The organism is Streptomyces sp. NPDC001848 (assembly GCF_042891915.1).
GTDB lineage: Bacteria > Actinomycetota > Actinomycetes > Streptomycetales > Streptomycetaceae > Streptomyces.
Genome location: NZ_JBIATP010000002.1, coordinates 416,007 through 440,922, shown reverse-complemented (window position 1 = coordinate 440,922; position 24,916 = coordinate 416,007). Strand labels below are relative to the sequence as shown.

Below are 24,916 nucleotides of genomic sequence, written 5' to 3'. Positions count from 1 at the left end.
CACTGAGGGGACCCTGTCGGCGTGCGGGCCCACGCCCCAGGACCTGTCCTTCCACCAGCTCGGCGCCGCGGGCCCCGGCAGACGCCGGTACCCACCAGGCACTAGGAGTCGAAGCGTGCCGCTTTCAGGTACTGCGGGTTCGGGTCCAGTGCGGCGGCGAGCCGGAAGTGCCGCTTCGCCTCGTCGGGCCGGGCCTGGCGCTCATAGGTGCGGGCGAGTGCGAAGTGCGCGTACGCGTTGTCCGGCTCGCGCTCCAGCACGATGCTGAACTCCAGCTCGGCCGGCCGCAGTTGCGCGGCGGCGAAGAAGGCACGGGCGCGCAGCAGTCGAGCCGCGGTGTTCTCGGGGTGGGCCGCGATCACTCCGTCGAGCAGCTTGACCGCGCCCCGCGGGTCCCGTGCGGCGAGGAGTTGCTCCGCGGCGCGGAAGTCGATGACATGCGTCTCCGGAGTGGGTCCGGTGGAATCGCTGGTCTCGGGCACGGCAGATTCCTTCCCTTGCTGCACCGGTTCAACGCCCCCGGGGACGGCGCTATTCCTGTGAACGCCGCGCCCTGCGGACGAGTTCCTCCCATACGTCCCTCACCCGCTGCTTCAGCTCCTCCAGGGGTACATCGTTGTGGATCACGATGTCCGCGACGTCCAGACGCTTCTCGCGGGACGCCTGGGCGGCCATGCGGGCGCGGGCGTCCTCCTCGGTCATACCCCGTAGGCGGACCAGCCGGTCGAGCTGGGTGGCAGGGCTCGCGTCCACGACGATCACGACGTCGTAGAGCGGGGCGAGTCCGTTCTCGGCGAGGAGGGGGACGTCGTGGACGACCACGGCGTCGTCGGGAGCGGCGGTTTCCAGTTCGCGGGAGCGGGCGCCCACCAAGGGGTGCACGATCGAGTTCAGGGCCGCCAGCTTGTCCGGGTCGGCGAAGACGATGGAGCCCAGCCTGGGACGGTCCAGGCTGCCGTCCGGGGCGAGGACGTCCTCCCCGAACGCCTCGACGACCGCGGCGAGCCCGGGAGTGCCGGGAGCGACGACCTCGCGCGCGATGCGGTCCGCGTCGATCAGTACGGCGCCGCACTCCACGAGCAGCCGCGACACCTCGCTCTTGCCGGCGCCGATACCGCCGGTCAGGCCCACCTTCAACATGCCCGGAAGCTTACGGCCTGCCACTGACGGTGCCGATGGCAGGCCGTGGGCCGGGCTGTCCGCCCGGGGCTCAGCTGTCGCCCTCGCGCTCCGCGAGGAAGCGCTCGAACTCTTGTCCGATCTCGTCCGCGGACGGGATCTCGATGGGTTCGGCGAGCATGTTGCCGCGCGTCTCGGCACCCGCGGCGGCGTCGTACTGGTGCTCGAGCCCCTGGACGAGCCGCACCAGGTCCTCGTCGCCCTCCCGGATCTGCCGCTCGATCTCCGTCTGCGTGCGGTGCGCGTCGTTGCGCAGGGAGTGCGCGACGGCCGGCAGGACGAGTCCGGTGGCGGCCGTGATGGCCTCCAGGACGGTGAGCGCGGCGTCCGGATACGGGGAGCGGGCGATGTAGTGCGGGACGTGCGCGGCGACGCCCAGGACGTCGTGTCCGGCCTCCGCGAGCCGGTACTCGATCAGGGACTCGGCGCTGCCCGGCACCTGCGCCTCCTCGAAGGGGCTGCGGTGGCCCGGCACCAGGTCGGTGCGGTTGCCGTGCGGGGTGAGGCCGACCGGCCGGGTGTGCGGCACGCCCATCGGGATGCCGTGGAAGTTCACCGACAGCCGGACGCCGAGCCGCTCCACGATCTGCTCAACGGCCGCGGCGAACCGCTCCCACTCCACGTCCGGCTCGGGCCCCGACAGCAGCAGGAAGGGCGCTCCGGTGGCGTCCTGGAGGAGGCGCACCTCGATGCTGGGGACCTCGTAGTCGGTCCAGCGGTCGCGCCGGAAGGTGAGCAGGGGACGCCGGGCGCGGTAGTCCACGAGCCGGTCGTGGTCGAAGCGGGCCACGACCTGCTGGGGCAGCGCGTCCAGGAGCCGGTCGACGATGAGGTCGCCGGTCTCACCCGCGTCGATGTATCCGTCGAAGTGGTAGAGCATGACCAGTCCGGCCGATTCCTGGGCGAGCGCCATGTCGACGACGGCGAGGCCCTTCGGCTCCCATGCGTACAAACCCTGCGGATCAAGCACTGTAGACCGCTCCTCCTCGTGTTCGTACGAGTACAACGCGGGCCGGGGGCACGGTCATTCCCGGATGCCTCCTCGGTCCGCACTGTTTTGAGCGAGATCCGCGACCCGGGGCCGAAACACGCCGAGGGCCCGCCCCCGGTGGGGGCGGGCCCTCGGTCACCCGCTGACGCCTGGCGGCGAGCGATCAGCTCTGGCCGCCGGCCAGCTTCTCACGCAGGGCCGCCAGCGCCTCGTCCGACGCCAGGGCGCCGGAGTTGTCGCCACCCTCGGAGGAGTACGAACCGCCGGTCGCGGCCGGAGCGGCGGCCTCGCCACCCTCGGCAGCGGCAGCGGCGTCCGCCTCGCGGGACTTGATGACCTGCTGCTGGTGCTGCTCGAAGCGGGCCTGCGCCTCGGCGTACTGGCGCTCCCACTCCTCGCGCTGCTTCTCGTAGCCCGGCAGCCAGTCGTTGGTCTCCGGGTCGAAGCCCTCGGGGTAGATGTAGTTGCCCTGGTCGTCGTAGGACGCGGCCATGCCGTACAGGGTCGGGTCGAACTCGACGGCGGTCGGGTCGGCACCGAAGGACTCGTTGGCCTGCTTCAGGGACAGCGAGATCCGGCGACGCTCGAGGTCGATGTCGATGACCTTGACGAAGATCTCGTCGTTGACCTGGACGACCTGCTCCGGGATCTCCACGTGGCGCTCGGCCAGCTCGGAGATGTGGACCAGACCCTCGATGCCCTCGTCCACGCGGACGAACGCACCGAACGGAACCAGCTTCGTGACCTTGCCGGGCACGACCTGGCCGATCTGGTGGGTGCGGGCGAACTGCTGCCACGGGTCTTCCTGGGTCGCCTTCAGCGACAGGGAGACACGCTCGCGGTCCATGTCGACGTCGAGGACCTCGACGGTGACCTCCTGGCCCACCTCGACGACCTCGGACGGGTGGTCGATGTGCTTCCAGGACAGCTCGGAGACGTGGACCAGACCGTCGACGCCACCGAGGTCCACGAAGGCACCGAAGTTGACGATCGAGGAGACGACACCGGACCGGACCTGACCCTTCTGCAGGGTCGTGAGGAAGGTCTGGCGGACCTCGGACTGGGTCTGCTCGAGCCAGGCGCGGCGGGACAGGACCACGTTGTTGCGGTTCTTGTCCAGCTCGATGATCTTGGCCTCGAGCTCCTTGCCGACGTACGGCTGGAGGTCGCGGACGCGACGCATCTCGACCAGGGAGGCCGGCAGGAAGCCACGGAGGCCGATGTCGAGGATGAGACCACCCTTGACGACCTCGATGACGGTACCGGTGACGATGCCGTCCTCTTCCTTGATCTTCTCGATGGTGCCCCAGGCACGCTCGTACTGGGCGCGCTTCTTCGAGAGGATCAGGCGGCCTTCCTTGTCCTCCTTCTGGAGGACCAGGGCCTCGATCTCGTCGCCCACGGCAACGACCTCGTTCGGGTCGACGTCGTGCTTGATCGAGAGCTCGCGGCTCGGGATGACACCTTCGGTCTTGTAACCGATGTCGAGCAGGACCTCGTCCCGGTCGACCTTCACGATGACGCCGTCGACGATGTCGCCGTCGTTGAAGTACTTGATCGTCTCGTCGATCGCTGCGAGGAACGCTTCCTCGTTACCGATGTCGTTGACCGCTACCTGCGGGGTGGTGGCGGTGGTCTCGGTGCTGCTCGTCATGTGGAAAAGGGCTCCGGTACGGACATTGAAGTCGTAGGTACTGCTCACGCTGGAGCCCGTTTCGCTCTGCAGAAGCCGGACAGCCAAGGAAGCGCCTCACCAGCCGACTGGTGATGGCGCCTCGACAACCGAGGGGACATACAACAGATGCGAGCGCAGCCTGCTACGTCTGAGGTGCGCAGGCCCGCAGCGCAACTTGTAGCATACGGGGGCAGCCGGACAGGGTCAATGCGCGAAGGCGCACACCCGGGGCGGATCGCCGCATTCCCGGCACAAGTCGTCGTGCGCCACCGGCCCCAACCGGCCGATGCCACGAGACCGCGCAGGCCGCAGGACCCTTTTGTGACACCGCCGGGTCAGGCTGGACGGAAGAGTACGACGAGGGAGCCCATCATCCAAGAGCCCGAACAGTTCGAACCGGAAGCCACCCGACGTGCGGCGGGTGTCACGGAGAGTTCCCGGGCCAACCGGGGCTGGTGGGACCGGAACGCGGACGAGTACCAGATCGAGCACGGCAGGTTCCTCGGCGACGACCGCTTCGTCTGGGGGCCCGAGGGCCTGGACGAGGTCGAGGCCGAGCTGCTCGGCCCATCCGAGGAGCTGAAGGGCAAGGACGTCCTGGAGATCGGCGCCGGCGCGGCGCAGTGCTCCCGCTGGCTCGCCGGGCAGGGCGCCCGCCCGGTGGCCCTCGACCTCTCCCACCGCCAGCTCCAGCACGCTCTGCGGATCGGCGCCGGCTTCCCCCTGGTGCAGGCCGACGCCTGTGTCCTGCCCTTCCGGGACGCCTCCTTCGACCTGGCGTGCTCGGCCTACGGGGCGCTGCCCTTCGTGGCGGACCCGCGACTGGTACTGCGCGAGGTGCACCGGGTGCTGCGGCCCGGCGGCCGATTCGTCTTCTCGGTGACCCACCCGATCCGCTGGGCGTTCCAGGACGAACCGGGTCCGGAGGGCCTCACCGTGTCGGCCTCCTACTTCGACCGCACGCCGTACGTCGAGCAGGACGAGCAGGGCCGGGCGGTGTACGTCGAGCACCACCGCACGCTCGGCGACCGGGTGCGGGACGTCGTGTCGTCCGGTTTCCGGCTCCTCGACCTGGTCGAGCCGGAGTGGCCGGCCTGGAACACGTCCGAATGGGGTGGGTGGTCGCCGCTGCGCGGCGGCCTGATCCCGGGGACGGCGATCTTCGTGTGCGAGCGGGACTGAGGTACCGAGGGGGCGGTTCCGGCCAATCCGGGAAGGGTGCCGGCCGTGCGCGTATGCCGGCGTAGCGGCGGGGCACAAACGATGAGTCGACATGTCACCCTCAAGGCCGCGGTCCGCGGTGCCAGGCGGTGGGGGGTACGCGTATGCACGTCTGCCCGGTCTGCCGGCGAGCGGACAGGACCACTCTGCTCCGCACCTACTGGAGGACGCTGTCGCCCGAGGCGCGGGCCGGGGCACCGCACCTCGCGCGGCCCGCACTGGACGAGGAGCGCTGGGCGGCGCCCTTCGGGCTGCTGACCGTGGGCTGCGCCCTGCTCGTCTCGGAGGTGTGGCTGGGGTTCGTCGGGCTGGTCGGCGGGGGCCTGTGGCTGGTGGCCCTGCGCGGCAGCGTCGCGCAGGCGGCGAGGCAACGGGCGGACTGGCGCAGGCAGCTGTTCTGCCTGCGCTGCCACCACGTCTTCCTCCCCTGACGCGGCCTCCTGGAACACTGGTGCGGTGATCCGCCACGACGCCCTCGACCGCCTGCCCGTCCGATCTGCCGTCCCCGCTCTCAGGGCCGCTCTGGGCGAGCACGGTACGGCGGTGCTGTGCGCGCCGCCCGGTACCGGCAAGACGACGCTGGTGCCACTGGCGCTGGCGGGGCTGCTGGGTGGCGGCCCCGCTCGGCGGGTGGTGGTGGCCGAGCCACGGCGGATCGCGGCGCGCGCGGCGGCCCGGCGGATGGCGTGGCTGCTGGGCGAGAAGACCGGCGGGAGCGTCGGCTACACCGTGCGCGGGGAGCGGGTGGTCGGGCGGCACGCGCGCGTGGAGGTCGTCACGACCGGTGTGCTGCTGCAGCGGCTCCAGCGGGACCAGGAGCTGGCGGACGTCGACGTGGTCGTCCTCGACGAGGTCCACGAGCGGCATCTGGACGCCGACACGGTCGCCGCCTTCCTGCTTGATGTGCGTCAGACACTGCGGCCGGAGCTGCAGTTGGTGGCTGCTTCCGCGACGACGGACGCGGAGGGCTGGGCACGGCTGCTGGGCGGGGCACCGGTCGTCGAGGCGGAGGGCGTGTCGTACCCCGTGGAGGTGGTGTGGGCGCCTCCCGCGCGCCCCGTCCGGCCGCCGCACGGGATGCGGGTGGATCCGGCGCTGCTCGCGCATGTGGCGTCGGTGGTGCGGCGGGCGCTCGCCGAGTGCGAGGGGGACGTGCTGTGCTTCCTGCCCGGTGTCGGGGAGATCGCGCGGGTGGCGGGTCAGCTGGGGGATCCTGGCGACACCCAGGTGCTCCAGGTGCACGGTCGGGCGCCGGCGGCCGTGCAGGAGGCCGTGTTGTCGCCGGGTTCGGCGCGGCGCGTGGTGCTGGCGACGGCCGTGGCGGAGTCGTCACTGACCGTGCCCGGCGTGCGGGTGGTCGTCGACTCGGGGCTCGCGCGCGAGCCTCGGGTCGACCATGCGCGGGGGCTGAGCGCGCTGACGACGGTACGGGCCTCGCAGGCGGCGGGGCGGCAGCGCGCGGGGCGGGCGGGTCGTGAGGCGCCGGGCCGGGTGTACCGCTGCTGGTCCGAGGCGGAGGACGCGCGGCTGCCGCGCTTCCCGGCGCCGGAGATCCGGCTGGCCGATCTGACGGCGTTCGCGTTGCAGACGGCGTGCTGGGGCGAACCGGACGCGTCCGGGCTGGCGCTCCTCGACGCACCGCCGTCCGGGGCGATGGCCGCGGCACGCTCGGTGCTGATGGCGATCGGCGCGGTGGACGCGGCGGGGCGGGTCACGCAGCGGGGCGTACGGATGTCCCGGCTGGGGCTGCATCCACGGCTGGCGCGGGCGCTGCTGGACGCGGCCCCGCTGGTCGGGGTGGAGCAGGCCGCGGAGGTGGTGGGGTTGCTGAGCGAAGAGCCGCCGCGCGAGTACGGCGACGACCTGGCGGCGGTGTGGCGGGCGGCTCGGCGCGGGGGCGACGCCTACGCGGCGCGCTGGCGGGAGGAGGTACGCCGACTGCGGGCCGCGGCGGGCGACGCGCCTGCCGGTGCGGCTGAGGTGGGCGACGACCATGAGGTCGGCGACGACCACGTGGTGGGTGTCGTCGCCGCGCTCGCCTTTCCGGAGCGGCTCGCGCGCGCCGACGGTGGCTCCTGCCTCATGCTGAACGGCACCCGCGCCGAGCTGAGGGAGGGGTCGGCGCTGCGCGGCGCCCCGTGGCTGGCGGTGGCCGTGGCGGACCGGCCCGTCGGTGCGGGGCACGCGCGCGTGGGGCTCGCCGCCGTGGTCGACGAGGACGTGGCGCGGCGAGCGGCCGGGGCCCTGTACTCCAGGGGCGAGGAGGTGCATTGGGTCGAGGGGGACGTCGTCGCCCGGAGTGTCGAGCGGCTCGGGGCCGTCGAACTGGCGGTGCGGCCGCTGCGGGACCCGTCACCCGCCCTCGTACGTCGGGCCCTGCTGGAAGGGCTGCGGCAGGAGGGGTTCGGTCTGCTGCGGTGGTCACCTCAGGCTCGTGTGCTGCGGCAGCGGCTCGCCTTTCTCCGGTTGCACCTGGGCGAGCCATGGCCGGACGTCCGTGATGACGCGCTCCACGCGCGCGTGGACGAGTGGCTGGAGCCCGAGCTGAGCCGTGCCCGGCGGCGGGCCGAACTGGCCCGGATCGACGCGGGACAGGCCCTGGCCCGGCTGTTGCCCTGGTCGACGGGGGAGGCGGCGCGGCTCGACGAACTCGCCCCGGAGCGGATCACCGTGCCGAGCGGGTCCGCGATCCGGATCGACTACGCCGACCCCGAGCGGCCCGTCCTCGCGGTGAAGCTGCAGGAGATGTTCGGGTTGCAGGCCTCCCCGGAGATCGCCGGTGTGCCCGTCGTCGTGCATCTGCTCTCCCCCGCCGGGCGCCCCGCGGCCGTCACCGCCGATCTGGCCTCCTTCTGGCGGGACGGCTACAAGGCCGTACGGGCGGAGCTGCGCGGCCGCTACCCCAAGCACCCCTGGCCCGAGGACCCGGCCACCGCGGAGCCGACGCGGCACACGAACGCGCGGCTCAGGCGGTGACCGGCTCGGGCTCCACGACCGCGGTGGGCTCCGGGTCGTCCGGGCGGCGGCCGCGCGCCTCCAGGTAGAGGGAAAGCGACAGCAGGGCGGCGCCGAGGATCAGGAAGCCCCAGGGCAGCAAGGACGTCAGCAGCAGGATCAGCAGGCGGTTGTGCTTGACCAGGGCGACCGTCGAGGCGATGTAGTCCTCGCGCATCTTCACGTCCCCTGCGAAGACCGTGACCCTGTCACGGCCCCCGAGGAGCGTGCCGCCGCGCAGTTCCTCCTTGTGGATCTCCTCGCCGTAGACGGGTGCGCCGGTCAGGGGTTCGACCCAGAACCTGCGGACCGTGGTGTACCAGCGGGTCGTGCCGGTCTTCGCGACCGACTGGGGGGTGATGCCCTTGACGGGCATGACCTTCGGGAAGGGCACCTTGGTCCACGGGATCGTCTGTTCGAAGTAGTAGACCTTGACGCCCCGGAAGGTCTGCGTGCCCTTGTAGTGGATGGGACGGGTGACGCGGGCCTGCGCGTCGAAGTACTCGTAGTCCCGCTTCTGGGTCAGGAACGGCCATTTGAACTCGATGCCGTCACGGTGGACGGGGTCGCCGTCGACCGTCTCGCCGGTGGCGTGGACGGGTTCCTGGCTGTGGGCGTCGAAGATGTAACGCTCCGGGATGCGGGACACCATGGCGCCGTCGGGTCCCTGCACATAGGACAGGCCGTCCCAGACGACCACGTCCCGGCCCGCGGTCTTCTCGATGTTCTCAGCGGCCTCCACATCGCCCTTCAGGGTCTGCACGATGGTGACCTCGGGGACCGTGCGGGACGTCATGGTGCCGTAGTCGAGGAGGGTCGCGTTCCTCGCCTGGAGGACCATGGTCTGGTACTGGTTCGCGGGGACCTTGGCCAGGTGCGGGAAGGCGTACCAGCGCAGCAGTGGGGACAGCGCCGTACAGAACACGGCGAGGGCGAGCAGGATCAGGCCGGCCTTGCGGCGCATCTCGGCGTCCTCCCTGTGCGTGCGTCACGGATGGCTGGGGACCGTGGTCAGCAGTGGTTTCGGGGACGTCGTGCCCGACGGCGAGACCAGGGCCGTCAGGCCGAACACCAGGGCGAACGCCGCTGCGAGGCCGAGCGCGGCGGCGACGAGGGCGCGCATACGGGCCTCCCCGGGAGCGGAAGCTGATACATCGTCAGGTCGGCACCGTAGCAATGGGCGTGCGAGATGAGAACAGGGCGCACGAAAGGCGGCGCCTCTCCGCGGTGGAGGGGCGCCGCCGTCGTACGTTCCCGCGGTCCAGGCCGGCTACGAGCTCGGGCTGGGCGTGGGGCTGGGGCTGGGGCTGGGGCTCGGCGACGAGTCGGCCGGCGCGACCTTCAGCTCGATCGTCAAAGTGGCCCCGCCCGCGGTGGTGATGCGGAGCAGGAACGTGCCGGTCGTGTCGTCGGCGTACAGCTTCGGCAGCTTCAGCAGGCCGTTCGCGTCGGTCTTGAGATCCGTGAGGGTGCGTACCGTCTTGCCGTTCGCATCCTTGAAGTAGGGGCCCTTGTCGTTCTCGGTCGGGTCTTCGGCCGACTTGACGAGGGTCGCGGTGGCCGCGACACCGTCCGCGACGGCGCCCTTGTAGGTGGCCTTCACCTCGACCTGGTCCGCGAACTCGCCGCCCGGCGTGCAGGTCGGTTCGGTGTCGCTGGTACGGGCGAGGGTGTCGGCCTGGCGTTCGACGACGGTGGCCGAGTAGTCGAGACCGGTGATCGTGCGGCCCACCACCAGCGCGCGGACCTTGAAACCGCCGGCCTTCTGCCCTGCGACGAGCGCGGGCGCGGTGGCCTTGCCCGAGCTGTCGGTGACGGCGGTCGCGACGGACTCCCCGCCGGTGAAGGCGGTGTCCGTGTCGCCGATGATCGTGAATCGCACGCGGATCTTCGGCACGGCCTTGCCGGCCTTGGTGACGGCCTTCACCACGATCTTGCGGTCGAAGGTGTCGCCCGTCTTCGCGGAGAGCGTGCCGGTGCCGCTGTCGGCCAGGTGGTCCACCGTGTCGGTGGGAGTGGGCGGCGTCGGCTTCGGGGTGGGGGGCTTGCCCGTCGACGGCGGGGTGGGGGTGGGGCTGGGGCTGGTACCGCCGCCGGGCTTGGAGTCGCCGGGCTTGCTCGTCTTCCCCGGCTTCAGGTCGGGGCTCGCACCCGAGTTCCGGTCGCTGCGGCGCGAGGGCACGGTGCCGGTGCCGTCCGGGATCGAGTGGGTGCCCTTGCGGTAGTACTCGTACCAGGACAGAACGGTGTTGAGGTAGTCCTGCGAGTTGTTGTAGCTGAGTATCGCGGCGTTCATGTCGGCCTGGACCGACAGGTCACGGTCCGCGCGGCACAGGTAGTGCGCGGTGGCCAGGGCGGCGTCGTAGATGTTGTTGGGGTCCTTTACCCCGTCGCCGTTGCCGTCGCGGCCCGCCCACGCCCAGGTGGACGGGATGAACTGCATGGGCCCGACCGCGCGGTCGTAGGTGCTGTCGCCGTCGTAGACGCCGTGGTCGGTGTCCTTGATGGTGGCGAAGCCGTTGCCGTTCAGGACCGGGCCGAGGATCTTCGTGTACGTCGTGCCGTCCGCGTCGACCCGGCCGCCCTCGGCCTGGCCGGACTCCACCTGGCCGATGGCGGCGAGGAGTTGCCAGGGCAGATTGCAGCCCGGCTTGGAGCGCTGGAGTTCCGCCGCGGCCTTTTCGTACGCGTCGAGGACGGTGGCGGGTATGCCGGCCTCCGCGGCGCCCGGGGTGCCCGTGGTCGGCGTGGCACTGGGGCCGGGCGACTCGGTGGGGCTGTTGAGCGGCGGCAGGTCGGTGTAGTAGCCGCCGTTGCCGGTGGCGGTGTCACCACCGCTCGCGTTGCCGGTCGTCTCGGGGGTGGACTGCGCGCCGGTGGCCTGTCTGCCCTGGCCGTCGGTGGTGGCCCCCGGAGCCTGGGACGCCGCCAGAGCCGCGACCGCGGCCGCGGCCACAGCTGTGGTTGCCGCCCCCTTGCGCAGCCTCCTGCCGAAACGCGCCGCCATTGAGTGAACCCCTCCCGTCGACGACCTGGTGTGTGCTGCTCTGTTGTGTCGGTGTGTTCGACCACGCACCCGCGCGGCGACCAAGTGACCCTACGACAACTTGCCTCGCGCCGACACCTGTTGGCGCCCGTTTTTCACCAGTTGGTCATGTCGCCTTGGGGTGGACCCAGAAGCAGGGCGGGTCGCCTCACCTTTCTCATGCATCCCTCATACTGGACGTTCGTGATCGCCGAGTGGTTGTGCTCGGTCAACATCTGCGGCAGGAGGCGTCGTGCCGTTCACCCTCAGCCATGCCGCGGCCGTCCTGCCGGCCGTGCGCGGGGACGGGTCGGGACGCGGGCGGCTGGTGCCCGCCGTTCTCGTCGCGGGATCCTTCGCGCCCGACATGACCTACTTCGCGGCGAGTGTGGTGTCCGGTGGCATGGAGTTCGGCACGGTCACTCACTCCTTCAGCGGGGTGTTCACCGTCGATGTGCTCATCGCGTGGGCGCTGGTGTGGGTGTGGCTGGTGGTCCGGGAGCCGTTGGTGGCGCTGCTGTCACCGGTGGCGCAGGGCCGGGTGGCGGCGCTGGTGCGCTGCGGTACACCACTGCGCGAGGTCACGTTCGCACTGGTGGCGCGGTGGTACGTCTCCGCGGCGCTCGGCGCGCTGACACATGTCGTGTGGGACGCGTTCACGCATGTCGGCCGGTGGGGAGTGCGGCTGGTGCCCGGGCTCGCGCGGCCGATGGCCGGTACGCCGCTGTACACGTATCTGCAGTACGGGAGTTCGGCGGTGGCGGCCGTGGTGATCGCCGTGTTCGTGGCGGTAGCGCTGCGGCGGACTCCGGCCGGTTCGCCGGCGGTACCGGCGGTTCCGGTGCTGACATGGGCGGACCGGTGGCTGGCGGCGGCGGTGATCGGCGGGTGCGCGGCTGCGGGGGCGGTGCAGCGGGCGTCCCGGTGGTGGGCCTACTGGGGAGCCCACGCGAAACCGTGGGAGGTCATCCCGTCGGCGTGCTTCGGCGCGGGCGCGGGCCTCACGGTGGGGCTCGCGCTCTACGTGACGAGTGTCAGGGCCCTGCGCCGCACGGCCCCCGACCGCCAGGACCCGCACCGGGAACCGACCCGACCGGCGTCAGGCTGACCGCTCCCGGTGACCCGGGTGGGCCGGCGGCCCACCGGGCCGCCTCGGTGCCGGCCGGCCGGTCACCGGTCGAGGCTCCCCCCGCCCGCCGCTCGCCCGAGGTCGGCTGCCGACGCCGGCCGAACGGCTAGTGCCCGGCACTAGTGCGCCGCCGACTCCCAGTCCGTCCCGTAGCCCACCGAGACGTCCAGTGGTGCCCTCAGCCGTACCGCTCCGGCCATCTCCCGGCGGACCAGTTCCTCCGTCTGCTGCCGTTCGCCCGGGGCGATCTCCAGCACGATTTCGTCGTGGACCTGGAGGAGCATCCGGGACTTCAGGTCCGCCTCACGCAGCGCCCGGTCCACGTTCAGCATCGCGATCTTGACGATGTCCGCCGCCGTGCCCTGGATCGGGGCGTTCAGCGCCATGCGTTCCGCCATCTCCCGGCGCTGGCGGTTGTCGCTGTTCAGGTCGGGCAGATAGCGGCGGCGGCCGAAGAGCGTCTCGGTGTAACCCGTCGCCCTCGCCTCGTCCACCACCCGGCGCAGATACTCCCGCACCCCGCCGAACCGCTCGAAGTAGGTGTCCATCAGCGCCCGTGCCTCGGCCGCCTCGATGTTCAGCTGCTGGGACAGGCCGAATGCCGACAGCCCGTACGCCAGGCCGTACGACATCGCCTTGATCTTGCGCCGCATCTCCGCGTCCACCGCGTCCCGGCCGACCCCGAACACCTGGGAGGCGACCGTGGTGTGCAGGTCCTCCCCGGAGGTGAACGCCTCGATCAGACCCTCGTCCTCCGACAGGTGAGCCATCACGCGCAGCTCGATCTGGCTGTAGTCCGCGGTCATCAGGGATTCGAAGCCCTCACCGACCACGAAGCCCCGGCGGATCGCCCTGCCCTCGTCCGTGCGCACCGGGATGTTCTGCAGGTTCGGGTCCGTCGACGACAGCCGGCCCGTCGCGGCGACCGTCTGGTTGAAGGTGGTGTGGATGCGGCCGTCCGTCGCGATCGTCTTGATCAGGCCCTCGACCGTCACCCGCAGCTTCGCCTGCTCACGGTGGCGCAGCATGATCACCGGCAGTTCGTTGTCCGTCTGGGTCGCCAGCCATGCCAGGGCGTCCGCGTCCGTCGTGTAGCCCGTCTTCGTCTTCTTCGTCTTCGGCAGGCCCAGCTCACCGAAGAGGACCTCCTGGAGCTGCTTGGGCGAGCCCAGGTTGAACTCGTGCCCCGCCGCCGCGTACGCCTCCTTCACCGCCTGCTGGACGGCGCCCGCGAACATCTGCTCCATGGCCTCCAGATGCGTACGGTCCGCAGCGATGCCGTGCCGCTCCATCCGGGCCAGCAGCGCGGAGGTGGGCAGCTCCATGTCGCGCAGCAGATCCGCAGCACCGACCTCCCGCAGCTTCTCCTCGAACGCCTGGCCGAGGTCCAGGATCGCCCGGGCCTGGATCATCAGCGCCTCGGCCTCGGCGCCCTCGTCCGTGCCGAAGGCCAGCTGCCCGTCCGCCGTGGCCGCGAGCGCCAGCTCACGGCCCAGGTACTCCAGTGAGAGCGCGTCCAGCGCGAAGGAGCGACGGCCCGGCTTGACCAGGTACGCGGCGAGCGCCGTGTCCATGGTCACGCCCTGAAGGGACCAGCCGTGCTCGGGGAGGACGCGCATCGCGCCCTTGGCGTTGTGCAGCACCTTGGGCCTGGCCGGGTCCGCGAGCCACTCCGCGAACGCCCTCTCGTCGGCCTCGTCCAGCTCCGCCGGATCGAACCAGGCCGCCGCCCCGTCGGCAGCGGCGAGCGCGATCTCGGCCACCGCGCCCGTGCCCAGCGCCCACGAGTCGACCGTGGCGACCCCCAGGACCTGTGTGCCGTGCTCGGCGAGCCACGGCTTCAGCTGCCCCGCGCCCAGCACGGTGCCGTCCAGCTCGACACCGTCCGCCACGACCGGGTGTACCTCGGCCTCCTCGGCGCCGGGGTCGACGGCGAAGAGCCGCTCGCGCAGCGAGGGGTTCCTGATCTCCAGGGTGTCCAGGACCATGGCGACGGCCTTGCGGTCGTACGCGGCCCGCCTCAGATCGGCGACCGCCTTCGGCAGCTGCACCTGCCGCTCCAGCTCGGTCAGCCGGCGGTTCAGCTTCACCGACTCCAGGTGGTCGCGCAGGTTCTGCCCGGCCTTGCCCTTGACCTCGTCGACGCGCTCGACCAGCTCCGCGAACGAGCCGAACTGGTTGATCCACTTCGCCGCCGTCTTCTCACCGACGCCCGGGATGCCCGGCAGGTTGTCCGACGGGTCGCCGCGCAGGGCCGCGAAGTCCGGGTACTGCGCCGGCGTCAGCCCGTACTTCTCGACCACCTTCTGCGGGGTGAACCGGGTCAGCTCCGAGACGCCCTTGGTCGGGTACAGCACCGTCGTGTGCTCGCTGACCAGCTGGAAGGAGTCGCGGTCGCCGGTGACGATCAGCACCTCGAAGCCCTCTGCCTCGGCCTGGGTGGCGAGCGTGGCGATCACGTCGTCCGCCTCGTACCCCTCGACGGCGAAGCGGGCAGCGTGCATGGCGTCCAGCAGCTCGCCGATCAGCTCCACCTGGCCCTTGAACTCGTCCGGTGTCTTCGAGCGGTTCGCCTTGTACTCGGTGAACTCCTCCGAGCGCCAGGTCTTGCGGGAGACGTCGAACGCCACCGCGAAATGCGTGGGCGCCTCGTCGCGCAGCGTGTTGGCCAGCATCGACGCGAAACCGTAGATCGCGTTCGTCGGCTGGCCGGTCGCGGTGGTGAAGTTCTCCGCGGGCAGCGCGAAGAACGCGCGGTAGGCCAGGGAGTGCCCGTCCATGAGCATCAGCCGGGGACGGTCGCCGCCGGTGGTCTTGTCGGTCTGCTTCGATGCTGTCTCTGCCACGCCCCCGATCCTGCCACGCCCCACTGACACTCGGCCCCGGCCGAGGGCTCCTCCGGCGGCCGTACGGGGCCTCGCGCTGCGCGGGCGGTGGGGGCAGCACCCCGCGAGGCCAGGCGCAGGGACCGGCGCCGCCCGTCGCGGCCGAGACCCACCGTTGCCTCTTCCGCAACGATTGCATGATACGGAACTATGGCCTCTGTCCTCGCACGCACTCCCGTCGTTGTCGGCAGCGCGTGCGAGGATCGGAGACGTAGTTCACGGGTGCTGGTGAAGGAGAGCGCAGCGATGGCAACGAAGCCGCCCACGGGCGATCCGGTTCAGGACGCGCCGCAGGTCGCCGGGCCCAAGCACGCCGCGGCAGGGCTGCCGGCGATCGGGCACACCCTGCGGATCGCCCAGCAGCAGATGGGCGTGCGCCGCACCGCGCTGACCCTCCTGCGCGTCAACCAGAAGGACGGCTTCGACTGCCCTGGCTGCGCCTGGCCCGAGCCGGACCACCGGCACAAGGCCGAGTTCTGTGAGAACGGCGCGAAGGCGGTGGCGGAGGAGGCCACGCTGCGCCGGGTCACCCCCGAGTTCTTCGCCGCGCACTCCGTCGCCGACCTCGCCGGCCGCAGCGGCTACTGGCTGGGCCAGCAGGGGCGGCTGACGCACCCCATGTACCTGCCGGAGGGTGCGGACCACTACGAGCCGGTCACCTGGGAGCGTGCCTTCGACATCATCGCCGAGGAGATCGCCGCCCTGGACTCCCCCGACCAGGCCGTCTTCTACACCTCCGGCCGCACCAGCAACGAGGCCGCCTTCCTCTACCAGCTGTTCGCCCGCGAGCTGGGCACCAACAACCTGCCCGACTGCTCCAACATGTGCCACGAGTCGTCCGGCTCCGCGCTCTCCGAGACGATCGGCATCGGCAAGGGCAGCGTCCTGCTCGAGGACCTCCACAAGGCAGACCTGATCATCGTGGCCGGGCAGAACCCCGGCACGAACCATCCGCGCATGCTCTCCGCCCTGGAGAAGGCCAAGGCGAACGGCGCGCGGATCATCAGCGTCAACCCGCTGCCCGAGGCCGGCCTGGAACGGTTCAAGAACCCGCAGACACCCAAGGGCCTCACCACGGGCGCCGCGCTCACCGACCTGTTCCTGCAGATCCGCATCGGCGGCGACCAGGCCCTCTTCCGTCTCCTGAACAAGCTGATCCTCGAGACGGAGGGCGCGGTCGACGAGGAGTTCGTGCGCGAACACACGTACGGCTTCGAGGAGTTCGCCGAGGCCGCCCGCGCCGCCGACTGGGACGAGACGCTCAGGGCGACCGGCCTCACCCGCGAGGAGATCGAGAAGGCCCTCCGGATGGTCCTCGCCTCCCGGCGCACCATCGTGTGCTGGGCGATGGGACTGACCCAGCACAAGCACGCGGTGCCCACCATCCGCGAGGTGGTCAACTTCCTGCTGCTGCGCGGCGACATCGGCCGCCCCGGCGCGGGCGTGTGTCCGGTGCGCGGTCACTCGAACGTGCAGGGCGACCGCACGATGGGCATCTTCGAACGGCCCGCGCCCGCCTTCCTGGACGCCCTGGAGAAGGAGTTCGGCTTCGCGCCGCCGCGCGAGCACGGCTACGACGTCGTCCGCGCCATCCGCGCCCTGCGCGACGGCGAGGCCAAGGTCTTCTTCGCGATGGGCGGCAACTTCGTGTCCGCCTCGCCCGACACCGAGGTGACGGAGACGGCCATGCGCCGGGCCCGCCTCACCGTGCACGTGTCGACCAAGCTGAACCGCTCGCACGCGGTCACCGGCGCCCGCGCCCTGATCCTGCCCACCCTCGGCCGCACCGAGCGCGACCTTCAGGGCAGCGGCGAGCAGTTCGTGACCGTCGAGGACTCCATGGGCATGGTGCACGCCTCCCGTGGCCGTCTGGAGCCCGCGAGCCCCCACCTGCTCTCCGAGCCGGCCATCGTGTGCCGCCTCGCCCGCCGGGTGCTCGGCGACGGCAGCAAGGTGCCGTGGGAGGAGTTCGAGAAGGACTACGCGACCATTCGCGACCGCATCGCGCGCGTGATCCCCGGATTCGAGGACTTCAACGCGCGCGTGGCCCGCCCCGGCGGCTTCGCGCTCCCCCACGCCCCCCGCGACGAGCGCCGCTTCCCCACGGCCACCGGCAAGGCCAACTTCACGGCGGCCCCCGTGGAGTACCCGGAGCTGCCCGAGGGCCGGCTGCTGCTGCAGACCCTGCGCTCCCACGACCAGTACAACACCACGATCTACGGCCTCGACGACCGCTACCGCGGCATCAGGAACGGCCGCCGCGTCGTCCTCGTCCACCCCGAGGACGCCCGTGCGCTCGGCGTGGCGGACGGCTCGTACGTCGACCTGGTCAGCGAGTGGCAGGACGGCGTCGACCGGCGCGCCCCCGGCTTCCGCGTCGTGCACTACCCCACCGCGCGGGGCTGCGCGGCCGCCTACTATCCGGAGACCAACGTGCTGGTCCCGCTGGACGCCACCGCCGACACGAGCAACACCCCCGCGAGCAAGTCCGTGGTGGTCCGCCTGGAACAATCGGCGACCGACTGAGCGTTTGCTCAGCCACAGTCGAGTGACCGATCACCACGAACGGAGCCGTGCCTCATGGGCGAGCAGCACACCGTGAAGTTCCCCCAGGAAGTCGTCGACGAGTACGCCTCGCTCGGCGTCGACCTGCCCGCCCTCTTCTCCGCCGGGCATCTCGGCACGCGGATGGGCGTCCAGATCGTCGAGGCGTCCGCGGAGCGCGTCGTCGGCACCATGCCGGTGGAGGGCAACACCCAGCCGTACGGACTGCTCCACGGCGGCGCCTCCGCCGTCCTCGCCGAGACCCTCGGCTCCGTCGGCGCCATGCTGCACGGCGGCAGCTCCAAGATCGCCGTCGGTGTCGACCTGAACTGCACCCACCACCGCGGGGTGCGCTCCGGCCTGGTCACCGGCGTCGCCACCCCCGTCCACCGGGGCCGCTCCACGGCGACGTACGAAATCGTGATCAGCGAGGAGAACGGCAAGCGCGTGTGCACTGCGCGCCTCACCTGCCTGCTGCGCGAGGTGAGGCCCGGCGACGAGGCACACCTGCGCACGGCGGACTGAGCCGCGAAAGCCCACGCCCGCACCGCCGTTGCCCCGGCCACACCCTGCCGCTTAGCGTCATGACATGAGAACGGGAGGGGGCGCCCGGCCGGGGCTGACAGCGCTCGGATGCTGGCTGGGACTGGCGTTCCTGACGGGCGGGTTGACGACCGGCTGCGACCGGTCCGGCTCCGGCGAGGCGGCGAGCACCGAGCGGCCCGTCTCCGCCTCGCCGTCACCGCGGCCCACGCCTCCCGAGGAGTTGTGCGCCCGGGTCGTCGCCTACTGGTCGCGCAAGGTGCTGGCCTCCCAGACGTACGGGGACTACCAGTCCATGGGGTTGTCCGACGGGCAGTACGACATCCTGCGGAACGTCGTGGGCGCCACGCGGGCCGAGAAGGAACGCCACGGCGCCCGGGCGGCGGACGAGTTGATCGACCGCATGGCCCGCGCGGGCTGCGCCGACTGGTACCGCACCGGCGGTCCGAGCAAGGGGCCGTGGAAGTGAGCGATGCCGGTGTCCCCTCGAGCGGACACCGGCAGACACCGGACGGCTCCGACCTGAAATCCCGAGATCACCGTCCCACGCATGTGACGGAACGCGGAAAAGTACCGTAGAACCCCGGATTCCCTTTCCTGCATGTAACTGTGCGTAATACAGATGTAATGCAGGTGCAAAGCACGGTCGTTGGCCCATGCTATGTACACACGCCCGCACCGGCCTTCCAGTAGCCTCCAGCAACGATTCCGTGTAATCAGCAAAACCGCCGACACGCCTGAACACACAGGCGTACGTCCTGCGGGTTCTCACTATGCGGACCGGGCGAATCGGCCTGAATTTCACTGTTCAACCCTCCCGGTACCGCTGTGCATTACCCGGTGTCATAACAAGAGCGTCACAGCCTTGTTCAGACCCTCCTCCACGTTCCCCACACACGCTTAGAGTCACGGCCAGTCACCGCGCCATCGGATTCGAAGCCACTTCGGTCAGCGCTCGACTCGGCTGACTCCACGGGGAGTCACCGTGCCAGGGAAAGGACCTCATCCGTGCGTCAACGTTCGCTCATAGCCATCACCGCCGCGCTCGCGGCGGGATCGCTGACCCTCACCGCCTGCGGGTCGCGTGACAACAACGGCAGCGGTGGCGGCAGCAGCAAGACCACTGTCGTGATCGGCGTCGACGCCCCGCTGACGGGCGACCTCTCCGCCCTCGGCCTCGGCATCCGCAACTCCGCCGACCTCGCCGTCAAGACGGCCAACAAGCAGGGATTCGTCAAGGGCATCGAGTTCAAGCTCGAACCCCTCGACGACCAGGCGCAGCCCTCCGTCGGCCAGGCCAACGCCCAGAAGTTCATCAGCAACAACCAGGTCCTCGGCGTCGTCGGCCCGCTCAACTCCAGCGTCTCGCAGTCGATGCAGAAGCCGTTCAACGACGCCGGCCTCGTCCAGATCTCCCCCGCCAACACCGGCACGGAACTGACCCAGGGCGCCGGCTGGAAGACCGGCAACCGGGTCCGCCAGTTCAAGACCTTCTTCCGCACCGCCACCACGGACGAGATCCAGGGCGCCTTCGCCGCCGAGTACCTCTACTCCAAGGCCGGCAAGAAGAAGGTCTACCTGATCGACGACCAGAAGACCTACGGCGCCGGCCTCGCCGCCTCCTTCAAGACGAACTTCACCAAGCTCGGCGGAACGATCGTCGGCAGCGACCACGTCAACCCCGACGACCGCGACTTCAACTCCGTCGTCGCCAAGATCAAGCAGACCGGCGCCCAAGCCGTCTACTACGGCGGTGAATACCCGGCCGCCGCCCCCCTGAGCCAGCAGCTCAAGGACAGCGGCCAGAACATCCCGCTCATGGGCGGCGACGGCATCGTCTCCGGCGACTACCCCAAGCTGAACAAGAAGGCCGAAGGCGACCTCGGCACCTCCGTCGGCAAGCCCGTCGAACAGCTCGCGTCCGCCAAGCAGTTCATCGCGGACTACAAGGCCGCAGGCTACAAGGACGCGTACGAGGTCTACGGCGGCCTCACCTACGACGCCACCTGGGCCGTCATCGAGGCCGTCAAGCTCGCCGTCGAGGGCAACAACGGCAAGCTCCCGTCCGACGGCCGCAAGGCGGTCCTGGACGCCATGAGCAAGATCAAGTTCGACGGCGTCACCGGCACCATCTCCTTCGACCAGTTCGGTGACACCACGAACCACACCATGACCGCATACAAGATCAAGAACAACGCGTGGGCGCCCGAGTACAGCGGCGCCCCCAAGATCTAGCCGAGCGGGGCGAGCAACGAGCACTCCCCACCTCACACATTGATCCAGGCCGCGCGGGAGCGCCCACCAGCGCTCCCGCGCGGCGCCGTATCCGAACCACTCCACGGAGGCCCTGCGGTGAACGAACTGCCGCAACAGCTGGCCAATGGACTCATCCTCGGCGCGATGTACGGACTCATCGCGATCGGCTACACGATGGTCTACGGAATCGTCCAGCTCATCAACTTCGCCCACGGTGAGATCTTCATGGTCGGGGGCTTCGGGGCCCTCACCGTCTACCTCTGGCTCCCCGGCGGCTTCCCGCTCGGCGCCGCCGTCCCCCTCATGATCATCGGCGGCATCATCGTCTCCGTCGCCGTCGCCACCGCCGCCGAACGCTTCGCCTACCGGCCCCTGCGCGGCGCACCACGACTCGCCCCGCTGATCACCGCCATCGGACTGTCCATCGTCCTCCAGCAGATCGTGTGGAAGTGGTACCCCAACGCCAAGAAGGACCACCCCTTCCCCCAGTTCACAGGCGGACCCATCGACGTCCTCGGCGCCAACATCCAGCGCGGTGACCTCTTCGTCCTCATCGCCGCCCCCGTCTGCATGGTCGCCCTCGGCCTCTTCGTCACCAAGACCCGCTCCGGCCGCGGCATGCAGGCCACCGCCCAGGACCCCGACACCGCCAAGCTCATGGGCATCAACACCGACCGCATCATCGTCATGGCCTTCGCCATCGGCGCGGCATTCGCCGCCATCGCCGCCGTCGCCTACGGCCTGAAAAACGGTCAGGTCGGCTTCCGCATGGGCTTCATCATGGGCCTCAAAGCCTTCACCGCCGCCGTACTCGGCGGCATCGGCAACATCTACGGCGCCATGCTCGGCGGCATCGTCCTCGGAATCGCCGAATCCCTCGCCACCGGCTACATCGGCGACATCCCCGGCATGGACCTCTTCGGCGGCGGCGCCTGGAAAGACGTCTGGGCGTTCGCGCTGCTCATCCTCGTCCTGCTGTTCAGGCCACAGGGCCTGCTCGGCGAACGCGTCGCGGACCGGGCGTGATACTCATGACCACCAACACCACCACCACGGACACCACCACGTCCCCCGGCACGGAACCGGCCTCCGTCATCCCCCTGCCGACCGCCGCCGCACGCGCCACAACGATCGCCGGCTCCGTCATCGCCCTCGTCGGCACCTTCCTCGCCTGGACCTGGACCGAAGACTTCCCCGGCAACCTCACCATCCCCGGCTACCCCGGCGGACTACAGGTCCTCACCCTCCTCGGCGCCGCACTCACCGCGCTGTTCACGCTGTCCGGCTACAGCATCCGCGGCCTCACCTGGCTCACCCCCGGCGGCACCAACAGCCCCGTAAGGCTCCTCGCCCTCGGCCTCCTCGGCACCACCGGCTACACCATCGGCGCCATCTCCTACGAACTCGGCGGTCTCGTCAACCTCGAACCAGGCGCCTGGGTCTCCGGCATCGGAGCCCTCCTCGCCGTCATCGGCGCCCTCGGCCTCCCCGCCGACCAGCCCCACCCACACGACGAGACCCCGGGTCTCTGGGGCCGGATCCGCCACTCCTTCAGCGCCCCCGAACCCCGCCGCGCCAAGGAACTCCCCTCCTGGGCCGAGATCCTCGTCATCGCCGTCGGCTTCGGCATCGGCCTGTACGTCTTCGCTTACGGCATCGGCACCGAATACTCCGAACTGTTCATCGGATTCCTCATCACCGCCGGCTTCGGCTTCACCGCCGTGGTCCGCGCAGGCCTCATCAAGCGGCTCTCCGCCCTGACCGCCAAACACCGCAACATCACCATGGCCGCCGCCTTCGTCGCGGCGATCTGCTTCCCTTTCACACAGAGCAACGACCAGTACGCCCTCATCGGCGCCAACATCCTCATCTTCGCCACCGTCGCCCTCGGCCTGAACGTGGTCGTCGGCCTCGCCGGCCTGCTCGACCTCGGCTACGTCGCCTTCCTCGGCGTCGGCGCCTACGCCGCCGCCCTGGTCTCCGGCTCACCCCAGTCCACCATCGGCGTCCACTTCCCCTTCTGGGCAGCCGTCCTCACCGGCGCCGCCGCCTCACTCATCTTCGGCGTCGTCATCGGCGCCCCCACCCTGCGGCTGCGCGGCGACTACCTCGCCATCGTCACCCTCGGATTCGGTGAGATCTTCCGCATCACCATGAACAACCTCAACGGGAACAGCGGACCCGACGTCACCAACGGATCCAACGGCATCCCCAACATCCCCGACCTGCAACTCTTCGGCTTCAACCTCGGGCTCCCCCACAACGTCCTCGGCACCCAACTCACCCGATCCGGCAACTACTACCTGCTGATGCTGCTGGCCACGGCCGTCGTCGTACTCGTCTTCCGCCGCTCGGCGGAATCCCGCATCGGCCGCGCCTGGGTCGCCATCCGCGAAGACGAAACCGCCGCCACCGCCATGGGCATCAACGGCTTCCGCCTCAAACTCCTCGCCTTCGCCCTCGGCGCCTCCCTCGCCGGCCTCGCCGGCACCGTCCAAGCCCACGTCTCGTACAGCATCACCCCCGAGCAATACCAGTTCGCCGGCTCCGTACCCCCCAACTCCGCCTTCCTCCTCGCCGCCGTCATCCTCGGCGGAATGGGAACCATCAGCGGCCCCCTCATCGGCGCCGCACTCCTCTACCTCATCCCGGCCAAACTCCAGTTCATGCAGGACTACCAACTGCTCCTCTTCGGCTTCGCGCTCATGCTCCTCATGCGCTTCCGCCCCGAAGGCCTCGTCGCCGACCGCAGGAAACAACTCGAATTCCACGAGACCGGCCAACTCGACATCCCCGAGGACCAGCCACTGCCCGACAACGCCACCGGCGTCGCCAAGGCAGGAGCGTGACCACCATGACCACCACCACGACCACCACCCAGACGGTCCTCGACGCATCCGGAGTCACCATGCGCTTCGGCGGCCTCACCGCCGTACGAGGCGTCGACCTCACCGTCGGCAGCGGAGAAATCGTCGGACTCATCGGCCCCAACGGCGCCGGAAAGACAACCTTCTTCAACTGCCTCACCGGCCTCTACATACCAACCGAAGGCAAGGTCCAGTACAAGGGCACCGTCCTGCCCCCCAAACCCCACCTGGTCACCCAGGCCGGCATCGCCCGCACCTTCCAGAACATCCGGCTCTTCGCCAACATGACCGTCCTGGAAAACGTGCTCGTCGGCCGCCACACCCGGACCAAGGAAGGCCTCTGGTCGGCACTGCTGCGCCTGCCCAGCTTCAAGAAAGCCGAAGAGGAATCCCGCCGACGAGCCATGGAACTCCTCGAGTTCACCGGACTCGCCGCCAAAGCCGACCACCTGGCCCGCAACCTCGCCTACGGCGAACAGCGCAAACTCGAAATCGCCCGCGCCCTCGCCAGCGAACCCGGCCTGCTCCTCCTCGACGAACCCACCGCCGGCATGAACCCGCAGGAAACCCGGGCCACCGAGGAACTCGTCTTCGCCATCCGCGACAAAGGCATCGCCGTCCTCGTCATCGAACACGACATCCGGTTCATCATGAACCTCTGCGACCGCGTCGCCGTCCTCGTACAAGGCGAAAAACTCGTCGAAGGCACCGCCGAAGTCGTCCAAGCGGACGAACGCGTCATCGCCGCCTACCTCGGCACACCCTTCGAAGGCGCCCCCGGCAAGGACGAGGTCGCCGAAGTCGAAGCCGCCGAAGCCCACAGCACCACAGAAGGGGACGGCAAGTGACCGCACTGCTCGAGGTCGAAGACCTCAGAGTCGCCTACGGCAAGATCGAAGCCGTCAAGGGCATCTCCTTCAAGGTCGAAGCCGGAGAAATCGTCACCCTCATCGGCACCAACGGCGCCGGCAAGACCACCACACTCAGAACCCTCTCCGGTCTGCTCCAGCCCGTCTCCGGCCACATCAGGTTCGACGGCACGTCACTGAAGAAGATCCCCGCTCACAAGATCGTCTCCCTCGGGCTCGCCCACTCCCCCGAGGGCCGGCACATCTTCCCCCGCATGACCATCGAGGACAACCTCCGCCTCGGCGCCTACCTCCGCACCGACAAGGAAGGCATCGAAAAGGACATCCAGCGCGCCTACGACCTCTTCCCCATCCTCGGAGAACGCAGGAAGCAGGCCGCCGGCACCCTCTCCGGCGGCGAGCAGCAGATGCTCGCCATGGGACGCGCACTCATGTCCCAGCCCAAACTGCTCATGCTCGACGAACCCTCCATGGGCCTCTCCCCGATCATGATGCAGAAGATCATGGCGACGATCCAGGAACTCAAGGCCCAGGGCACCACCATCCTGCTCATCGAACAGAACGCCCAGGCAGCCCTGTCCCTCGCCGACCACGGCCACGTCATGGAAGTCGGCAAGATCGTCCTCTCCGGCACCGGGCAGGACCTCCTGCACGACGAATCCGTACGAAAGGCATACCTCGGAGAGGACTGAGCACACCTCCCGGCCACACGCCGTACGAAGAGGCCCGCATCCCGCG

The 24,916-nt window shown here is 70.1% G+C and carries 20 protein-coding genes; 12 read left to right on the top strand and 8 right to left on the bottom strand.

Annotated features, from left to right (window positions below):
* Nucleotides 1–101: 101 nt before the first annotated feature.
* The 4 genes from ACFYZJ_RS05060 to rpsA all read right to left on the bottom strand — a co-directional run bounded on the left by ACFYZJ_RS05060 (nucleotide 102) and on the right by rpsA (nucleotide 3,824).
* The gene (locus tag ACFYZJ_RS05060; protein ID WP_366027749.1) at nucleotides 102–482 is read right to left on the bottom strand and encodes a tetratricopeptide repeat protein; all 381 of its coding nucleotides are present in this window, start codon (nucleotides 480–482) and stop codon (nucleotides 102–104) included.
* A 49-nt stretch (nucleotides 483–531) separates the two neighbouring features.
* The gene (gene coaE, locus ACFYZJ_RS05055) at nucleotides 532–1,140 is read right to left on the bottom strand and encodes a dephospho-CoA kinase (RefSeq protein WP_388562954.1); all 609 of its coding nucleotides are present in this window, start codon (nucleotides 1,138–1,140) and stop codon (nucleotides 532–534) included.
* Nucleotides 1,141–1,210: 70 nt separating this feature from the next.
* Nucleotides 1,211–2,149, bottom strand: a complete 939-nt coding sequence (locus ACFYZJ_RS05050) for a PAC2 family protein (RefSeq protein ID WP_388562952.1) — start codon at nucleotides 2,147–2,149, stop codon at nucleotides 1,211–1,213.
* A 184-nt stretch (nucleotides 2,150–2,333) separates the two neighbouring features.
* The gene (rpsA, locus tag ACFYZJ_RS05045) at nucleotides 2,334–3,824 is read right to left on the bottom strand and encodes a 30S ribosomal protein S1 (RefSeq protein WP_103839640.1); all 1,491 of its coding nucleotides are present in this window, start codon (nucleotides 3,822–3,824) and stop codon (nucleotides 2,334–2,336) included.
* Nucleotides 3,825–4,166: 342 nt separating this feature from the next.
* On the opposite strand from rpsA, the gene ACFYZJ_RS05040 reads away from it, so the two are divergent.
* From ACFYZJ_RS05040 to hrpB, 3 genes are all read left to right on the top strand, one after another.
* Entirely contained in the window at nucleotides 4,167–5,027 is an 861-nt protein-coding gene (locus tag ACFYZJ_RS05040) for a class I SAM-dependent methyltransferase (protein ID WP_388562949.1), read from the top strand.
* 143 nt (nucleotides 5,028–5,170) lie between these two features.
* Nucleotides 5,171–5,497, top strand: a complete 327-nt coding sequence (locus ACFYZJ_RS05035; protein ID WP_388562948.1) for a hypothetical protein — start codon at nucleotides 5,171–5,173, stop codon at nucleotides 5,495–5,497.
* 25 nt (nucleotides 5,498–5,522) lie between these two features.
* Nucleotides 5,523–8,042, top strand: a complete 2,520-nt coding sequence (gene hrpB / locus ACFYZJ_RS05030) for an ATP-dependent helicase HrpB (RefSeq protein WP_388562946.1) — start codon at nucleotides 5,523–5,525, stop codon at nucleotides 8,040–8,042.
* Here the strand turns inward: hrpB and ACFYZJ_RS05025 are convergent.
* From ACFYZJ_RS05025 to ACFYZJ_RS05015, 3 genes are all read right to left on the bottom strand, one after another.
* Nucleotides 8,032–9,024, bottom strand: coding sequence for a DUF3068 domain-containing protein (locus ACFYZJ_RS05025; protein WP_388562944.1), 993 nt, complete (start codon nucleotides 9,022–9,024; stop codon nucleotides 8,032–8,034). The genes hrpB and ACFYZJ_RS05025 overlap by 11 nt on opposite strands.
* 24 nt (nucleotides 9,025–9,048) lie before the next feature.
* A complete protein-coding gene (locus tag ACFYZJ_RS05020; RefSeq protein WP_388562942.1) occupies nucleotides 9,049–9,183 on the bottom strand; it encodes an SPW_0924 family protein in 135 nt (44 codons plus the stop codon).
* 147 nt (nucleotides 9,184–9,330) lie between these two features.
* On the bottom strand, nucleotides 9,331–11,067 hold the full coding sequence (locus ACFYZJ_RS05015; protein ID WP_388562940.1) for a lytic murein transglycosylase: 1,737 nt from the start codon (nucleotides 11,065–11,067) through the stop codon (nucleotides 9,331–9,333).
* A gap of 271 nt (nucleotides 11,068–11,338) precedes the next feature.
* Between ACFYZJ_RS05015 and ACFYZJ_RS05010 the strand changes: the two genes are divergently transcribed.
* Nucleotides 11,339–12,193 carry a DUF4184 family protein gene (locus ACFYZJ_RS05010; protein ID WP_388562938.1) on the top strand — a complete coding sequence of 285 codons (855 nt, stop codon included), beginning with the start codon at nucleotides 11,339–11,341 and terminating at the stop codon, nucleotides 12,191–12,193.
* 140 nt (nucleotides 12,194–12,333) lie between these two features.
* Here the strand turns inward: ACFYZJ_RS05010 and polA are convergent, their stop codons facing one another.
* Nucleotides 12,334–15,060 carry a DNA polymerase I gene (polA, locus tag ACFYZJ_RS05005; protein ID WP_388562936.1) on the bottom strand — a complete coding sequence of 909 codons (2,727 nt, stop codon included), beginning with the start codon at nucleotides 15,058–15,060 and terminating at the stop codon, nucleotides 12,334–12,336.
* 285 nt (nucleotides 15,061–15,345) lie between these two features.
* Between polA and ACFYZJ_RS05000 the strand changes: the two genes are divergently transcribed.
* The 8 genes from ACFYZJ_RS05000 (at nucleotide 15,346) to ACFYZJ_RS04965 (ending at nucleotide 24,870) form a co-directional block, all read left to right on the top strand.
* Nucleotides 15,346–17,625: an FdhF/YdeP family oxidoreductase gene (locus ACFYZJ_RS05000; protein WP_388562934.1), complete on the top strand. Its 2,280-nt coding sequence runs from the start codon at nucleotides 15,346–15,348 to the stop codon at nucleotides 17,623–17,625.
* Between the two features lie 54 nt (nucleotides 17,626–17,679).
* Nucleotides 17,680–18,168: a PaaI family thioesterase gene (locus ACFYZJ_RS04995; protein WP_388562932.1), complete on the top strand. Its 489-nt coding sequence runs from the start codon at nucleotides 17,680–17,682 to the stop codon at nucleotides 18,166–18,168.
* Between the two features lie 64 nt (nucleotides 18,169–18,232).
* Nucleotides 18,233–18,655: a hypothetical protein gene (locus tag ACFYZJ_RS04990; RefSeq protein ID WP_388562930.1), complete on the top strand. Its 423-nt coding sequence runs from the start codon at nucleotides 18,233–18,235 to the stop codon at nucleotides 18,653–18,655.
* 539 nt (nucleotides 18,656–19,194) lie between these two features.
* On the top strand, nucleotides 19,195–20,421 hold the full coding sequence (locus tag ACFYZJ_RS04985) for a branched-chain amino acid ABC transporter substrate-binding protein (protein WP_388562928.1): 1,227 nt from the start codon (nucleotides 19,195–19,197) through the stop codon (nucleotides 20,419–20,421).
* Nucleotides 20,422–20,538: 117 nt separating this feature from the next.
* Nucleotides 20,539–21,468 carry a branched-chain amino acid ABC transporter permease gene (locus ACFYZJ_RS04980; protein WP_388562926.1) on the top strand — a complete coding sequence of 310 codons (930 nt, stop codon included), beginning with the start codon at nucleotides 20,539–20,541 and terminating at the stop codon, nucleotides 21,466–21,468.
* A gap of 5 nt (nucleotides 21,469–21,473) precedes the next feature.
* Nucleotides 21,474–23,291 (top strand): branched-chain amino acid ABC transporter permease, encoded by a 1,818-nt coding sequence (locus ACFYZJ_RS04975; RefSeq protein ID WP_388562924.1) that lies wholly within the window; start codon nucleotides 21,474–21,476, stop codon nucleotides 23,289–23,291.
* A 5-nt stretch (nucleotides 23,292–23,296) separates the two neighbouring features.
* On the top strand, nucleotides 23,297–24,157 hold the full coding sequence (locus tag ACFYZJ_RS04970; RefSeq protein ID WP_388562922.1) for an ABC transporter ATP-binding protein: 861 nt from the start codon (nucleotides 23,297–23,299) through the stop codon (nucleotides 24,155–24,157).
* Nucleotides 24,154–24,870, top strand: coding sequence for an ABC transporter ATP-binding protein (locus ACFYZJ_RS04965; protein WP_388562920.1), 717 nt, complete (start codon nucleotides 24,154–24,156; stop codon nucleotides 24,868–24,870). Before ACFYZJ_RS04970 ends, ACFYZJ_RS04965 begins: the two co-directional genes overlap by 4 nt.
* The last annotated feature ends 46 nt before the right edge of the window (nucleotides 24,871–24,916 follow it).

Coding starts and splice junctions, on each gene's coding strand:
- coaE (WP_388562954.1), bottom strand. CDS start 1,140: ATGTTGAAGGTGGGCCTGACCGGCGGTATCGGCGCCGGCAAGAGCGAG.
- rpsA (WP_103839640.1), bottom strand. CDS start 3,824: ATGACGAGCAGCACCGAGACCACCGCCACCACCCCGCAGGTAGCGGTC.
- ACFYZJ_RS05035 (WP_388562948.1), top strand. CDS start 5,171: ATGCACGTCTGCCCGGTCTGCCGGCGAGCGGACAGGACCACTCTGCTC.
- ACFYZJ_RS05025 (WP_388562944.1), bottom strand. CDS start 9,024: ATGCGCCGCAAGGCCGGCCTGATCCTGCTCGCCCTCGCCGTGTTCTGT.
- ACFYZJ_RS05020 (WP_388562942.1), bottom strand. CDS start 9,183: ATGCGCGCCCTCGTCGCCGCCGCGCTCGGCCTCGCAGCGGCGTTCGCC.
- ACFYZJ_RS05015 (WP_388562940.1), bottom strand. CDS start 11,067: ATGGCGGCGCGTTTCGGCAGGAGGCTGCGCAAGGGGGCGGCAACCACA.
- ACFYZJ_RS05000 (WP_388562934.1), top strand. CDS start 15,346: ATGGCAACGAAGCCGCCCACGGGCGATCCGGTTCAGGACGCGCCGCAG.
- ACFYZJ_RS04995 (WP_388562932.1), top strand. CDS start 17,680: ATGGGCGAGCAGCACACCGTGAAGTTCCCCCAGGAAGTCGTCGACGAG.
- ACFYZJ_RS04990 (WP_388562930.1), top strand. CDS start 18,233: ATGAGAACGGGAGGGGGCGCCCGGCCGGGGCTGACAGCGCTCGGATGC.
- ACFYZJ_RS04975 (WP_388562924.1), top strand. CDS start 21,474: ATGACCACCAACACCACCACCACGGACACCACCACGTCCCCCGGCACG.
- ACFYZJ_RS04970 (WP_388562922.1), top strand. CDS start 23,297: ATGACCACCACCACGACCACCACCCAGACGGTCCTCGACGCATCCGGA.